At 66.8% G+C, this 13,764-nt stretch carries 12 protein-coding genes; 10 read left to right on the top strand and 2 right to left on the bottom strand.

The window, feature by feature from the left end; genetic code table 11:
* Positions 1-77: 77 nt before the first annotated feature.
* From OU996_RS16470 to OU996_RS16430, 9 genes are all read left to right on the top strand, one after another.
* Positions 78-1,319: a CaiB/BaiF CoA transferase family protein gene (locus OU996_RS16470; protein WP_267582692.1), complete on the top strand. Its 1,242-nt coding sequence runs from the start codon at positions 78-80 to the stop codon at positions 1,317-1,319.
* Positions 1,316-2,263 (top strand): hydroxymethylglutaryl-CoA lyase, encoded by a 948-nt coding sequence (locus OU996_RS16465; RefSeq protein ID WP_267582691.1) that lies wholly within the window; start codon positions 1,316-1,318, stop codon positions 2,261-2,263. Before OU996_RS16470 ends, OU996_RS16465 begins: the two co-directional genes overlap by 4 nt.
* 22 nt (positions 2,264-2,285) lie before the next feature.
* The gene (locus OU996_RS16460; protein WP_267582690.1) at positions 2,286-3,137 is read left to right on the top strand and encodes an ABC transporter ATP-binding protein; all 852 of its coding nucleotides are present in this window, start codon (positions 2,286-2,288) and stop codon (positions 3,135-3,137) included.
* The gene (locus OU996_RS16455) at positions 3,134-3,928 is read left to right on the top strand and encodes an ABC transporter permease (protein WP_267582689.1); all 795 of its coding nucleotides are present in this window, start codon (positions 3,134-3,136) and stop codon (positions 3,926-3,928) included. The genes OU996_RS16460 and OU996_RS16455 overlap by 4 nt, the downstream gene beginning before the upstream one ends.
* A gap of 36 nt (positions 3,929-3,964) precedes the next feature.
* Entirely contained in the window at positions 3,965-4,978 is a 1,014-nt protein-coding gene (locus OU996_RS16450) for an ABC transporter substrate-binding protein (protein ID WP_267582688.1), read from the top strand.
* 153 nt (positions 4,979-5,131) lie between these two features.
* Positions 5,132-6,502, top strand: coding sequence for an APC family permease (locus OU996_RS16445; protein ID WP_267582687.1), 1,371 nt, complete (start codon positions 5,132-5,134; stop codon positions 6,500-6,502).
* Between the two features lie 151 nt (positions 6,503-6,653).
* On the top strand, positions 6,654-7,169 hold the full coding sequence (locus OU996_RS16440; protein ID WP_267582686.1) for a DUF3833 family protein: 516 nt from the start codon (positions 6,654-6,656) through the stop codon (positions 7,167-7,169).
* Positions 7,169-8,500: an MFS transporter gene (locus tag OU996_RS16435; RefSeq protein WP_267582685.1), complete on the top strand. Its 1,332-nt coding sequence runs from the start codon at positions 7,169-7,171 to the stop codon at positions 8,498-8,500. Before OU996_RS16440 ends, OU996_RS16435 begins: the two co-directional genes overlap by 1 nt.
* Before the next feature lie 137 nt (positions 8,501-8,637).
* Entirely contained in the window at positions 8,638-10,149 is a 1,512-nt protein-coding gene (locus OU996_RS16430) for an MFS transporter (RefSeq protein WP_420712771.1), read from the top strand.
* A gap of 13 nt (positions 10,150-10,162) precedes the next feature.
* Here OU996_RS16430 and OU996_RS16425 read toward each other — a convergent pair whose 3' ends face one another.
* Together OU996_RS16425 and OU996_RS16420 are read right to left on the bottom strand one after the other, a co-directional pair.
* A complete protein-coding gene (locus tag OU996_RS16425) occupies positions 10,163-11,512 on the bottom strand; it encodes an MFS transporter (RefSeq protein ID WP_267582683.1) in 1,350 nt (449 codons plus the stop codon).
* Positions 11,513-11,649: 137 nt separating this feature from the next.
* A complete protein-coding gene (locus OU996_RS16420; protein ID WP_267582682.1) occupies positions 11,650-11,793 on the bottom strand; it encodes a hypothetical protein in 144 nt (47 codons plus the stop codon).
* A gap of 620 nt (positions 11,794-12,413) precedes the next feature.
* On the opposite strand from OU996_RS16420, the gene oxlT reads away from it, so the two are divergent.
* A complete protein-coding gene (gene oxlT, locus OU996_RS16415) occupies positions 12,414-13,733 on the top strand; it encodes an oxalate/formate MFS antiporter (RefSeq protein ID WP_267582681.1) in 1,320 nt (439 codons plus the stop codon).
* Positions 13,734-13,764: the final 31 nt, after the last annotated feature.

Below are 13,764 nucleotides of genomic sequence, written 5' to 3'. Positions count from 1 at the left end.
GATGATTGGACCTCGCGGCGCTTTCGACCGATAGAAGCGGAAAAACTATCGGGAGAAGCCGCAGGATGCAGGCCAGCATGCCGCCCCTATCCACCGCCCAGAAGGGCCCGCTCGCGGGAATCCGCGTGGTCGAACTGGGAAATCTGATCGCCGCGCCCTTCGCCGCCCGGCTGATGGCGGAGTTCGGCGCGGAGGTGATCAAGGTCGAGTCGCCCGGCGAGGGCGATCCGCTGCGCAAATGGCGCAAGCTGCACAAGGGCACCTCGCTCTGGTGGTATCTCCAGTCGCGCAACAAGAAGTCCGTCGCCATCAATATGCGTCTGCCGGAAGGGCAGGAGGTGGTGCGCCGCCTTGCCCGCGAGGCCGATGTGCTGATCGAGAATTTCCGGCCGGGTACGCTGGAGCGCTGGGGCCTTGGCTGGGAGCAGCTGAAGGCGGTGAACCCGAACCTCGTCATGGTGCGCATTTCCGGCTTCGGGCAGGACGGGCCCTATCGCGAGCGGCCGGGCTTCGGCGCGGTCGGCGAGGCGATGGGCGGCATGCGCTACACCACCGGCGACCCGGACCGCCCGCCGGCCCGCACCGGCATCAGCATCGGCGACTCGCTCGCCGCCCTCCATGCGGTGATGGGCGCGCTGATGGCGCTGCTCTCGATCAAGAACGGCAATGGCGGGGGGCAGGTGGTGGACGTTTCGCTCTATGAGAGCGTGTTCAACATGATGGAGAGCCTGGTCCCGGAATATGACCTGCTCGGCCATGTGCGCGAGCGCTCGGGCGGCTCGCTGCCGGGCATCGCGCCCTCCAACACCTACCCGACGCGGGACGGCGCCTTCGTTGTCATCGCCGGCAATGGTGACGCCATCTTCAAGCGGCTGATGACCGCCATCGGTCGCGACGACCTCGGCAACGACCCGCGCCTCGCCTCCAATGACGGCCGCGCCGCCCATGCCTCGGAACTCGACGGCGCCATTGCCGACTGGACGCGCACCCGGCCCATCGACGATGTGGTGGCGGCGCTCGACGCGGCGGATGTGCCGAACGGGCGGATCTATTCGGTCGAGGACATCGTCGCCGACCCGCAATATCAGGCGCGGGAAATGATCCTGCCCTCGATCCTGCCGGATGGCACTGAGGTGCGCATGCCCGGCATCGTGCCAAAACTCTCCGGGACGCCCGGCGGGGTGAGCTGGCTCGGCCCGCGCCTTGGCGAGCACACCGCCGACGTGCTGGCGGAAATCGGCTACACGCCGGACGAGATTGCCGCCTTGCTCAGCAAGGGCGCCGTCGCCGCGCCGGACGGGCAGGGGGATGCCGCGTGAGCTTCGAGACCCTTCCCGCCCGCGTCCACATTCAGGAAGTGGTGACGCGCGACGGCCTGCAGATCGAGCCGCGCTTCCTGCCCACGCCCGACAAGATCGCGCTGATCGACGCGCTGTCGCAGACTGGCGTGGCGAAGATCGAGGTGACGTCCTTCGTTTCCCCGAAGGCGGTGCCGAACCTTGCCGATGCGCGGGAAGTGGCGCGCGCCATCACCCGGCGGCCGGGCGTCACCTATGTCGCGTTGGTGCCGAACCTGCGCGGGGCGCAGGAGGCGCTGGAGGCGGGGCTCGACGAGCTGAACCTCGTCCTCTCGGTGAGCGCGACACACAACCTCGCCAATATGCGCATGAGCCCGGAACAGTCGCTCGACGGCTTCCGCGCCATCGTGGTGGCCGCGAAGGGGCGCGCCAAGCTCAACGGCTCCATCGCCACCGCCTTCGGTTGCCCCTTCGAGGGCGCGCAGGCGCCGGAGAAGGTGCTGGCGCTGGTCGGGCGCTATCTCGAGATCGGGCTGGATTCCGTCACGCTCGCCGACACCACCGGGATGGCCAATCCCCGGCAGGTGGCGGGGCTGGTGCGGGCGGTGCGCCAGAGTTTTGGCACGGTGCCGCTGACGCTGCATTTCCACAACACGCGCGGCATGGGCCTCGCCAATGTGGTGGCGGCGCTGGAGGAGGGGGCGGACCGTTTCGACGCCTCGCTCGGCGGCCTTGGCGGCTGCCCCTTCGCGCCGGGCGCCACCGGCAACATCTCGACCGAGGATCTCGTCCATATGCTCGATGAAATGGGCGTGGCGACCGGCGTCGACCTGCCGGCCCTTCTCACACTGGCGCGCGGCCTGCCGGCGCTCATCGGCCACGACATTCCCGGCCAGGTGGCCAAGGCCGGGCGGAGCGGGGATCTGCACCCGGTTCCCGCCTCTCTGCGTCAGGCCGCGTCCTGACCCCTCGCGACAAGGAGAACAGATGATGGATTCCGCGTTGCGGACACCTGTTGACGGCGCACCGCTGGCGGTAGCGCTGGACGATGTGAGCATCAGCTTCACCATGAAGGGCAAGCCGACCTTCAAAGCGGTGGCGCCGACCTCGCTGCATGTGCGCGAGGGTGAGTTCGTCGCCATTGTCGGCCCCACCGGCTGCGGCAAGTCCACCTTGCTCAACGCCACGGCGGGCCTGTTGAAGCCGGCCGGCGGCAAGGTCGCGATCTTCGGCGAGCCGCTGGTGGGGCTCAACGCCAAGGCCGGCTATCTCTTCCAGCAGGATGCGCTGATGCCGTGGAAGACGGCGCTGGACAATGTCGCGATCGCGCTGGAGATCGGCGGCACGCCGCGGGCGCGGGCGCTGGAGCAGGCGCAGGAATGGCTGACCAAGGTTGGCCTCGGCCGCTTCGGCGAGCGCTACCCGCACCAGCTCTCCGGCGGCCAGCGCAAGCGCGTGGCCCTCGCCCAGGTGCTGGTGCGCGATCCGAAGATCCTGCTGATGGACGAGCCCTTCGGCCCGCTCGACGCGCAGACCCGGCAGATTATGGGCACGCTCCTGCTGCGGCTCTGGGCGCAGGACCGCAAGGCGGTGCTGTTCGTCACCCATGACCTCGAAGAGGCCATAGCTCTGTCGGACCGCGTGGTCATCATGTCGGCGGGGCCCGAGGCGCGCATCATCGGCGATTTCCCCATCGACCTCGCCCGCCCGCGCGACGCTTCCGAGATTCGTCTCGATCCGCGTTTCCATGAGCTGCACCGGCAGATCTGGAACCAGCTCAAGGCCGAGGTCGCCAAGACCTATGGCGACATCACCGAAGGCGAGGAGATCGCATCGTGAAGACGCATCCCCTGAAGCTCTTGCTGCTGCAGGTTCTGGTCGCCATCGCCGTGCTCGGTGTCTGGCATGTCGGCGCCACCGTGCCGATCGGTGGCAAGTACCTGCTGCCGGAGTTCTTCTTCTCCACCCCGCTCGACGTGATGCAGCGCGTGGTCGAGCTGTTCGTCTCGGGCACCATCTGGAAGCACCTCTGGATCACGCTGACCGAAACCGTTCTGGCCTTCATCATCGGCTCGGTCGGCGGCGTGCTGATCGGCTTCTGGTTTGCCCGCAAGCCGTTGCTGGCGGCGGTGTTCGATCCCTATGTGAAGATGGTCAACGCGCTGCCCCGCGTGGTGCTGGCGCCGATCTTCATGCTGTGGCTCGGCCTCGGCATCTGGTCGAAGGTGGCGCTGGGCGTCACGCTGGTGTTCTTCATCGTGTTCTTCAACGTCTATCAGGGCGTGAAGGAGGTGAGCCCCGTGGTGCTCGCCAATGCCCGCATGATGGGGATGAACGAGCGCCAGCTGTTCCGCAATGTGTACTGGCCCTCGGCCATGTCGTGGATGTTCTCCTCGCTCCACACCGCCGTCGGCTTCGCGCTGGTCGGCGCCGTGGTCGGCGAATATCTCGGCTCGTCGGCCGGGCTCGGCTATCTCATCCATCAGGCGGAAGGCGTGTTCGACGTCACCGGCGTGTTCGCCGGCATGTTCATCCTTGCCGCCTTCGTGCTGGTCATCGACTGGGTGGTCACGCGGGTGGAGAACCGCCTTCTGGTCTGGCGGCCGCAGGCGGCCAGCGAACAGGGCTGATCCGCATCTAATCATTCAAGAAACGGGAGGAACCCCATGAAATTACGTACGATCCTGCTGGCAGCCTCGCTGCTGCTTCCGGCCCTCGGTGCCGCCCAGGCGGCCGATGTGGAGAAACCGAACCTCACCATCGGCGTCGGTGGCAAGCCGCTGCTCTATTATCTCCCGCTGACGCTGGCCGAGCGGCTCGGCTATTTCAAGGACGCCGGCCTCACCGTCGAGATCAACGATTTCGGCGGTGGCGCCAAGTCGCTGCAGGCGCTGGTCGGCGGCTCGGTGGATGCGGTCACGGGTGCCTATGAGCACACGATCCGCATGCAGCAGAAGAAGCAGGACATCCGCGCCGTCATCGACCTCGGACGCTATCCCGGCATCGTGCTGGCGGTGCGCAAGTCCGAGGCCGACAAGATCAAGACGGTTGCCGATCTCAAGGGCAAGAATATCGGCGTCACTGCGCCGGGCTCCTCGACCCACATCCTCGTGCAGTACGCCTTCGCCAAGGCCGGGCTGAAGCAGGACGACGCGGCCTTCATCGGCGTCGGCGGCGGGGCCTCGGCGGTGGCGGCGATGCAGAAGGGCGAGATCGACGCGATCTCCCATCTCGACCCGGTCATCTCCAAGCTTCAGGAACTCGATCTGATCAATGTGATGATCGACACCCGCACCACGCAGGGGACCGAGCAGCTGTTCGGCGGCATGAACCCGGCGGCGGTGCTGTACCTCAAGGAGGACTTCATCAAGGAGAACCCCAAGACGGTGCAGGCCCTTACCAACGTGTTCTACCGCACGCTGAAATGGCTGGAGAAGGCGACGCCCGAGCAGGTCGCCGCCGCCGTGCCGGAGGAGTACTGGCTGGGTGACAAGACGCTGTACATCAAGGCGTTCAACGCCTCGCGCGAATCCTACTCGACCGATGGCAATATCGACGAGGCCAGCATGAAGAGCGCGCTGAACCTGCTCACCACCACGGACCCGAAGCTCGACGGCGCGGCGATCGACCTGTCGAAGACCTTTGACGGCTCCTTCCTCGCCAAGGCGAAGGCGCAGTAATCACGCCGGGCGCCGTTGCGGCGCCCGCTGGCGACATGCCCGATGCCGGCGGGGATTCCCGTCGGCATTTTTTTGTAAATGCGACCAAAAATCGGCGGTTGTCGCCCCCCGTTCCGTCGATCTAACTGGGCGGTACATCAGTGGGGGCGCGGCATGGCGGATCAGCTCAAACGAGACCTCGGTCCGATCGAGGCGGTTGGTCTTTCGGTGTCGGTCATCGCGCCGACGATGGGCATGGCGCTGAACGTGACGCTGGCGGTCGGCGCGGCCGGCGTCGCCGCGCCGCTCGGCTTCGCGCTCGGCACGCTGCTGGTGGCGATTGTCGGCCTCTCCTTCGTGTTTTTTGCCCGCCGCGTCACTTCGGCCGGCTCCAGCTACGCCTATATCGGCCAGACCTTTGGCCCCCGCGCCGGCTTCATCGCCGGCTGGTGCATGCTGCTGCTCTATCTCGGCGGCGGTTCCGGCAGCGCGGCGCTGGCGGGCGATTTCATCAAGGCGGCGCTGGCGGACCATGGCGTCGATATTGGCGTCGGCTGGATCGTCATCGCCGTCGTGGCGCTGGCGGTAGCGGCGTTGTTCGCCTATCGCGACATGAGCGTGGCGACGCGCCTGATGCTGGTCCTGGAACTCTCCTCGGTCGCCGTCATCATCTATCTCGGCGTGCGCATCCTCATCGCGGTCCATGCTACCGAAGGGTTGAGCCTCGCTCCCTTCCGCCCGGATCCGAGCATTGGCTGGTGGGGCGTGGGCTATGCGCTGGTCTTCGCCGTACTCTCCTTCGCCGGCTTCGAGGCGGCGACGACACTGGCGGAGGAAACCGGCCAGCCCGGACGCGCCATCCCCCTGGCGCTGCTGGGGTCGGTGGTGCTGGCAGGCCTGTTCTTCGTCTTCGCTTCCTATATCCAGGTGATGGGCTTCGGCCTCGCCAACGCGAAGGCGCTGGCGGCGAGCGAGGCGCCGCTGAACACGCTGGCTCTTAAATACGGCAACATCCACATCGCCACGCTGCTGGATCTGGCGGCTGCCGTCTCCGCGATCTCCTGTGTGCTCGGTACGATGTCGGCCGGGGCGCGCATGCTGTTCGTGCTGGGGCGGGGCGGGCTGTCGGCGACGCTGGCAAAGGTACACCCGCGTTACGGCACGCCCGCCGTGGCGGTCGGCGTGGTCGCACTGCTGATGCTGGCGGGCCTTGTCGGCTGGGCGCCGCTGATCGGGCCGGCGAAATATTACGACAATGTCGGCACCATCGCCGTCCTCGCCCTTATCGTCGCCTATATCGGCGTGACGGCGGCCGCGGCGGTGCATGCCTTCCGCATTGGGAGCCCGCTTTGGCTGGCACTGGGCGTGCTCGGAGCGGCAGCGATGGCTTGGCCCCTCTATAACGCCCTCTATCCAGCCCCGGCCTTCCCGGACAATCTCTGGCCCTATCTGGTTGTGGGCTGGATCATTCTGGGCGGCATTCTGGCGACGCGGCGTCCCGCAGTGGCGCCGGCCGCGAGCCCACGGCAGCACGCGGCGCAGTAAAGCGCCTCCATCCCTCGCTTCAGGCGCCGGCCATGCCGCGCGCCTGAAGCGAGACAGTCTTCACCCCTGGCCTGCCGGAGCCGCAGTCATCCAGGCGGCGCGCCGGTGCGTAAAGACGGCACCCGGTCCGCACGGGAGCACGGAGGCCGCCATGAGCCATGGATTGAAACGTCTGATTCCCCTCAGTCTGGCCGCAGGCTTGTCGCTCGGCTCTGCCGGCGCGCAGGCCGCGACCGCCTTCACGCTGGAGGGCTATTTCACCGGCAAGACCGAAGCGACCGGCTCGTTCAGCGCCATCAACGGCACGTCGCGCCAGTTCGCCGTCGCGCTCGACGGCACCTGGAACGGCCGTATGCTGACGCTGGTCGAGAAGTTCACCTTCACCGATGGCGAGCACCAGACCAAGACCTGGCGGTTCGAGAAGCAACCGGACGGCACCTATCTCGGCACCCGCGAGGATGTGCGCGGCGACACCCGCGTGACCATTCGCGGCAACACCGCCACCTTCAACTATCTCATGGACCTGGACGAGGGGCCGGGCGAGAATCTCGTGCGCTTCTACGACACCATGACCCTGCGCGCGGACGGCACGGTGCTGAACACGGCGTGGGTGACGAAGTTCGGGCTGCCGGTCGCCCGCACGCGGGTCGAGTTCCGGCGGCCCTGATGGCCGGCGCATCCGGGTCGGGGGTCGGCCGCGGGCGGTTGCTGGCCTATGCGCTGCCGGCGCTGCCGCTCGCGGCCCTCGCCTTGCCGCTCTATCTGCTGGTCCCGACCTTCTACACCGAGACGCTCGGCCTCTCGCTCGGCGCGGTCGGCGGCGTGCTGCTGGCGGTCCGCCTCATCGACGCCGCTGGCGACGTGGCGCTGGGCCTGCTGTCCGACCGCATCAAGACGCGCCTGGGGCGTCGGCGCACCCTGTTCCTCGCGGCGCTGCCCGTGGCGGCGGTGAGCGCCTATATGCTGTTCGCGCCGCCGGCCGGGGCAGGGCTCGCCTATCTCGCCGTCTGGGCGACGGGCGTCTCGCTCGGCTACACGGCGGCGACCCTCGCCTATGGCGCCTGGGGGGCGGAGCTGTCGGGCGATTACCGCGAGCGGGCGGCCATCACCGCCGCGCGCGAAGGGGCGACGCTGATCGGCACGCTCATCGCCATCAGCCTGCCCTTCCTGACTGGTTTCGACCGGTCGGACGGACTGCACGGACTTGCACTGATCGGCCTGACTGTCCTCCTCACTGCACCGACTTTTGGACTCATTGCACTGCGCTTCGTGCCCGAGCCGGTGGACCATTCGCTCACCCGGCTGGACCTGCGCGAGGGGCTGAAACACCTCGTGGCGAACCGTCCGTTCCTGCGCCTGCTCGCCGCCTTCGTGCTGAATGGCCTCGCCAATGCCATTCCGGCGACGCTTTTCCTCTATTTCGTCGCCGACCGGCTGGGCGCCCCGGAACTGCGCGGTCCGCTGCTTTTCGCCTATTTTCTCAGTGCGATAGCGGGAGTGCCGTTGGCGTTGAAGGTGGCGGGAAAGGTAGGAAAACACCGTGCCTGGTGCGGTTCCATGCTGATCGCCTGCGCTATCTTCGCGGCAGCCGGATTTCTCGGCCCCGGCGACAGCGCCGCCTTCGCCGCCATCTGCGTGGCGACCGGCCTCCTGCTCGCCTTCGACCTCGTGATCCCCCCGGCTATCCAGGCCGACGTCATCGACGCCGACACCGCCGCCTCCGGCGAGCAACGCTCCGGCCTGTATTTCGCGGCGTGGACGCTGGCCACGAAACTCTCGCTAGCCCTTAGTGTTGGCTTGGTTTTTCCGCTTCTGGACGTCGCCGGTTTCACCCCCGGCGCGCCCGGCGGGGAGGGCACGGGAGCGCTCGCCGCGCTCTATGCCTGGCTGCCGCTGGTCCCGAAGCTGGCCGCCATCGCGCTGATGTGGCGCTTCCCGCTGGACGAGGCGGCGCAAAAGGTTCTGCGCGCGCGCATCGAGAGCGCTGCGGCGCCCTAACGGCGTTGCGGTATCAAAACACCTATTCTGTTGCCGCCTGGTGTCAGTGAGCGGAGCGCGCCGTGCCGGAACGTCAACGCCCTCTGGCTGGAGGCAGGCCAATCGGCTATGCCCACCGCCCATAGGTGAGGTGCGTGATGCAGGCGTCAGAGATTTCTCAACGGGCTACCCTGCGTGATTGGGTGGCCCTCGGGGTGATCGCGTTGCCCTGCCTCGTCTACGCGATGGACCTCACCGTGCTCAATCTCGCGGTGCCGCACCTCGCCCTCGACTTGGCCCCGTCGGCAGCGCAACTGCTTTGGATCATTGATATTTACGGCTTCATGGTCGCCGGCACGCTGATGCTGATGGGCACGCTGGGCGACCGCATCGGCCGGCGCCGTCTGCTGCTGATCGGCGCCGCGGCCTTCGCCGCCGCCTCGTTCCTCGCCGCCTTCGCGCGCACCGCCGAGGAGCTGATCGCCGCCCGCGCCATCCTCGGCATCGCCGGCGCGACGCTGGCGCCGTCCACCCTGTCCCTGCTGCGCAACATCTTCCTCGACCAGCGCGAGCGCACCTTCGCGATCGGCGTCTGGATCGCCTGTTTCTCCTCCGGCGCCGCGCTGGGGCCGCTCGTCGGCGGTATCATATTGACGTATTTCTGGTGGGGGGCGGTGTTTCTTGCGGCCGTTCCGGTGATGATCGGCCTGCTCATCGCCGGCCCGCTGCTGCTGCCGGAGTTTCGCGACGAGAAGGCCGGGCGGCTCGACGTGCTGAGCGCCGCGCAGTCGATTGTCGCTTCGCTATCAATCATTTACGGCATGAAGCACATGGCCGAGTCCGGCGTCGGGCTGGTAGCGGTGGCGGCGATTGCGTTCGGTCTCGCGGTCGGCACGCTGTTCATCCGCCGGCAGGGGCGGCTCACCGACCCGATGATCGACCTCGCTTTGTTCCGTCACCCCGGCCTCGGCGCGGCGCTCGGTATCAATGTAACGGCGATGCTCGGCGCGATGGGCATCTTCGTCTTCATCTCGCAATATCTGCAGCTCGTGCTCGACATGAGCCCGCTGGAGGCGGGGTTGTGGACGGCGCCTTCGGGCGTGTGCTTCGCTGTCGGCTCCATGGCGACGCCCTGGCTGGTGCGCCGCTGGCGTCCGGTTGACGTGCTCTCGATCGGCGCCCTGATCGCCGCCCTCGGCTTCGGCGTGCTGACACAGCTGCGCCCAGATTCGTCGCTCGCGGTGCTGATGACGGCAATTGTGCTGATCTGTCTTGGACTTGCGCCGGTCGGCACGCTCACCACCGATCTCGTCATGCGCCTCGCACCGGCCGAGCGGGCAGGGGCGGCCTCGGCTATGTCAGAGACCAGTTTCGAGTTTGGCGGCGCGCTCGGCATTGCCGTTCTCGGCAGTCTGGCGGCGGCGAGCTACCGGTTGAGCATGGAAGCGGCCAGCCTGCCCGGCCTGCCCGAGACCGTGCTGGCCCCGGCGCGCGCGACGCTGGACGGCGCCGTTATCGCCGCGCGCGCTTTGCCGGCGGCGGAGGCCGCGCCGCTGCTGGCGGCGGCGCACACCGCCTTCATGGGCGCGCTGGACAAGGCGGCGCTCGCCTGCGTGATCGCCACCCTCGCCGCCTTTGTCATTGCGCGCCTGAGGCTTGCCCGGATCTGACACCGGGCGACGCTCAGGCCTCGATATCGACGTCACGTGTCTCCGCGCCCATCAGCAGCGCGATGAGCGTCAGTCCGGCCATGGCGGAGAGGTATATCCCTACCCAGAACGGACTGCCGCCACCCCAGTTCCACAGCGCCACGGCGATGAACGGCGCCACCGCCGCGCCGAGGATGGACGAGACGTTGTAGGAAATGCCCGAGCCGGTGTAGCGCACATTGGCGGGGAAGAGCTCCGGCAGCAGCGCCCCCATGGGGCCGAAGGTCAGTCCCATCAGGCTGAAACCAAGGATCAGCCACGCCATGACGCCGAAGGTTCCGGCGGCCAGCAGCGGCACCCAGAGCAGGCCGAAGGCGATGATCGCCAGGGTGACGAGGATCAGCGTGCGCCGACGGCCCCAGCGATCCGCCCACGGGCCGGAGACCATGGTGAAGATGCCGAAGAACACCACGCCGATGATCATCATCAGCACGAAGGTGGTGTAATCATACCCAAGCCCGGGCAGTGCGGCGTTGACGCCGGCCCGGCCGTAGCTCAGCGAGAAGGTCGTCATCAGGTAGAACAGCACATAGGTCGCGAGCATGTAGAAGGTGCCAAGCACCAGTTCGCGCGTATGGGTGCGGAACACCGACACCAGCGGCAGGCTATGCACCTTGCCGGCCTTCACCGTCTTCTCGAAAGCAGCACTCTCAACAAGATTCAGGCGAACCCACAACCCGACGATCACCATCACGATCGAGAACAGGAAAGGAATGCGCCAGCCCCATTCGAGGAAGGCCTGCGACGGGCGCGAGGGATCCTCGGAGGGCAGAACCGCGGCGATGATGAGGAACAGGCCGTTGGCCAGAATGAAGCCGAGCGGCGCGCCGAGCTGCGGGAAGGTGCCATAGACCGCGCGCTTGCCGGCCGGCGCATTCTCCGTGGCGACCAGCGCCGCCCCGCTCCATTCGCCGCCAAGCGCGAAGCCCTGGGCGAGGCGCATCAGCATCAGCAGCGCCGGGGCGAGCCAGCCGACCTGATGATAGGTCGGCAGGGCGCCGATGAGGAAGGTGGCGATGCCCATGGTGAGCAGCGCGCCGACCAGCGTCACCTTGCGGCCGCGCTTGTCGCCGAGATGGCCGAAGAAGATGGCACCGAGCGGGCGGGCGACCATCGCGGCGCCGAACACGGCGAAGGAAGCGAGGAGGGCGGTTGTGTCATTGCCGGCGGGAAAGAAGAGGTGTGGAAATACCAACACCGCTGCCGTCGCATAGACATAGAAGTCGTAGAATTCGATGGTGGTGCCGATCAGGCTGGCGAGGATGACGCGCGAGCGCGGATTGGCAACGGCGCCGCCTGAAACGGCGGCTGACGGGGAAGACATGGGTAGCAAGGCTCCGGGAGCGGGCGGCCGGGCAATGAGACGCGACCGGATAAGGATCAGGTCGCCCTTTTAGACCAGCCGCCCCGGCGAAACAGCCCGCGCCCATGCGACTTTCGTCGCGTCGGGAACTCCTAGCCTCAGCCCGGCGGATCGACTTTCACGCCATTCGGGCCCACCTCGATCTGCAGCGAGTTCTGTTCGCGTTCATAGGCCTGGTAGGCAAAGACGGCGGCGACGACGGCCAGTACGACGACCACGGCCCCGAGCACAGTGCGGCTCATAGAAATCCCCTTATCGCGTTGACGACCGGACTACAGCACCGGTCGCGGTACTGGAACGCGGTCGACCGCCTTGGGGTTCCCTGTCGATCCCGCGATGATCGCGGGAATGGGGCGCCTCGGCCAAGCGCGCCTTCCCCAGCGGATAACGCAGAGATCGGGAGCGGGCGGCGGTGATTGGCCCTCGCTGCGCTAGGGCAGTCTGCGCACATGACGCAGAGGCGCGGCGCGCATCATCAGCGTCATCACAAGACGTCATCTGCCAAAAGGCGGTCTTCAGGCCATTGTTCATGCTGCCAAAAGCACGACATCATTCGATTGTGGATATGAATTGTCAAAATGAAGGATACGTATATATGATATATAACGCCATTACGCTAAGTAAATAGCCATTGGTATGAAAGATATTGAATCCGTTCAGGAAAGTGCTAATTGTTGAAATTGTCTGAAATCGCATGATTGAATTTCTTAATACTTGACCATTCGTCAGCATTTGACGTTGGGAAAGTCCCGAGGCGAAGAGCGGCGGGCATCGCGGGCGGACATATTGGGGATGCGGGGAGCATCCGCGCCCGAAGCGGCCACGAAGAGCCGTGCGGCAGCAACAGGTCGAGGAAACCTCTATGGAAGCGAACACGACGAATCCGGTCGGCGCTGCGCGGAGCTGGGAACCCTGGTTCCAGCTCGCCTGCGGCATCCTCTGCATGGCGATGATCGCCAATCTTCAGTACGGGTGGACGCTCTTCGTCGACCCGATCAATCAGGCCCATGGCTGGAGCCGTGCGGCGATCCAGACCGCCTTCACCATCTTCGTGCTGACCGAGACCTGGCTCGTGCCGATCGAGGCGTGGTTCGTCGACCGCTACGGCCCCCGGGTGGTCGTGACCTTTGGCGGCGTGATGATCGGCCTCGCCTGGGTCATCAACTCCTACGCCGATTCGCTCACCCTGCTTTATGCCGGTGCGGTGTTCGCCGGTATCGGCGCGGGCGCGGTGTACGGCACCTGCGTGGGTAACGCGCTCAAGTGGTTCCCCTACCGTCGCGGCCTCGCCGCCGGCGCGACCGCCGCCGGCTTCGGCGCCGGTGCCGCGCTGACCGTGGTGCCGATCGCCAACACGATCGCCGCGCATGGCTACCAGACCGCGTTCTTCTGGTTCGGCATCGGCCAGGGCCTTGTCGTGTTCCTGCTCGCCCAGTTCCTGCGGCCGCCGGTCCATAAGATCGCCGCGCCCAAGAAGGCGCTGTCGCTGCCGCAGAGCAAGATCGACTACCAGCCCTCGCAGACGATCACCAAGCCGGTGTTCTGGGTGCTGTACCTCATGTTCGTCATGGTCGCCTCGGGCGGCCTGATGGCGGCGGCCCAGATCGGCCCGATCGCCCATGATCTCGGCGTCGCCGACATTCCGGTGAACCTGCTCGGCCTGCAGGCGGCGGCGCTGACGCTCGCCATCTCGCTCGACCGCATCTTCGACGGCTTCGGCCGGCCGATCTTCGGCTATGTCTCGGACCGGATCGGGCGCGAGAACACCATGTTCATCGCTTTCGGCACCGCCGCCGCGATGCTGCTGCTGCTCGTCTATCACGGCTCGAACCCGCTGGTGTTCGTGCTGGCGACGGCCTGCTTCTTCGGCGTGTTCGGCGAGATCTACTCGCTGTTTCCGGCAACCTGCGGCGATACCTTCGGCTCGAAGTTCGCGGCGACAAACGCTGGCATGCTCTATACCGCCAAGGGTACGGCGGCGCTGCTGGTGCCCTTCGCCAGCATCATCGCGGCGAGCTATGGCTGGTACGCCGTGTTCGCCATCGCCGTCGGCCTCAACGCCACGGCCGCCTTCCTCGCCATGTTCGTGCTGAAGCCGCTGCGTGCGCGCTTCATCGCCCGTACGGTGGTCGAGGCGGACGGCCTGGCCCCCATCGCCGGTCGTCAGTCGCCCGCTCACTGACGCGAGACGCAACAAGAACAACGGCGCGCCG

The sequence above is a fragment of the Ancylobacter sp. SL191 genome (genome assembly GCF_026625645.1).
Classification (GTDB): Bacteria; Pseudomonadota; Alphaproteobacteria; order Rhizobiales; family Xanthobacteraceae; genus Ancylobacter.
The sequence above is the reverse complement of the archived record's forward strand: the minus strand, read 5'-3'. Positions and strand labels throughout refer to the sequence as shown.

What these genes read in the sequence shown, in the direction of transcription:
- OU996_RS16470 (WP_267582692.1), top strand. Translation starts at nt 78, where the DNA reads ATGCCGCCCCTATCCACCGCCCAGAAGGGCCCGCTCGCGGGAATCCGC.
- OU996_RS16460 (WP_267582690.1), top strand. Translation starts at nt 2,286, where the DNA reads ATGATGGATTCCGCGTTGCGGACACCTGTTGACGGCGCACCGCTGGCG.
- OU996_RS16450 (WP_267582688.1), top strand. Translation starts at nt 3,965, where the DNA reads ATGAAATTACGTACGATCCTGCTGGCAGCCTCGCTGCTGCTTCCGGCC.
- OU996_RS16445 (WP_267582687.1), top strand. Translation starts at nt 5,132, where the DNA reads ATGGCGGATCAGCTCAAACGAGACCTCGGTCCGATCGAGGCGGTTGGT.
- OU996_RS16440 (WP_267582686.1), top strand. Translation starts at nt 6,654, where the DNA reads ATGAGCCATGGATTGAAACGTCTGATTCCCCTCAGTCTGGCCGCAGGC.
- OU996_RS16435 (WP_267582685.1), top strand. Translation starts at nt 7,169, where the DNA reads ATGGCCGGCGCATCCGGGTCGGGGGTCGGCCGCGGGCGGTTGCTGGCC.
- OU996_RS16430 (WP_420712771.1), top strand. Translation starts at nt 8,638, where the DNA reads ATGCAGGCGTCAGAGATTTCTCAACGGGCTACCCTGCGTGATTGGGTG.
- OU996_RS16425 (WP_267582683.1), bottom strand. Translation starts at nt 11,512, where the DNA reads ATGTCTTCCCCGTCAGCCGCCGTTTCAGGCGGCGCCGTTGCCAATCCG.
- OU996_RS16420 (WP_267582682.1), bottom strand. Translation starts at nt 11,793, where the DNA reads ATGAGCCGCACTGTGCTCGGGGCCGTGGTCGTCGTACTGGCCGTCGTC.
- oxlT (WP_267582681.1), top strand. Translation starts at nt 12,414, where the DNA reads ATGGAAGCGAACACGACGAATCCGGTCGGCGCTGCGCGGAGCTGGGAA.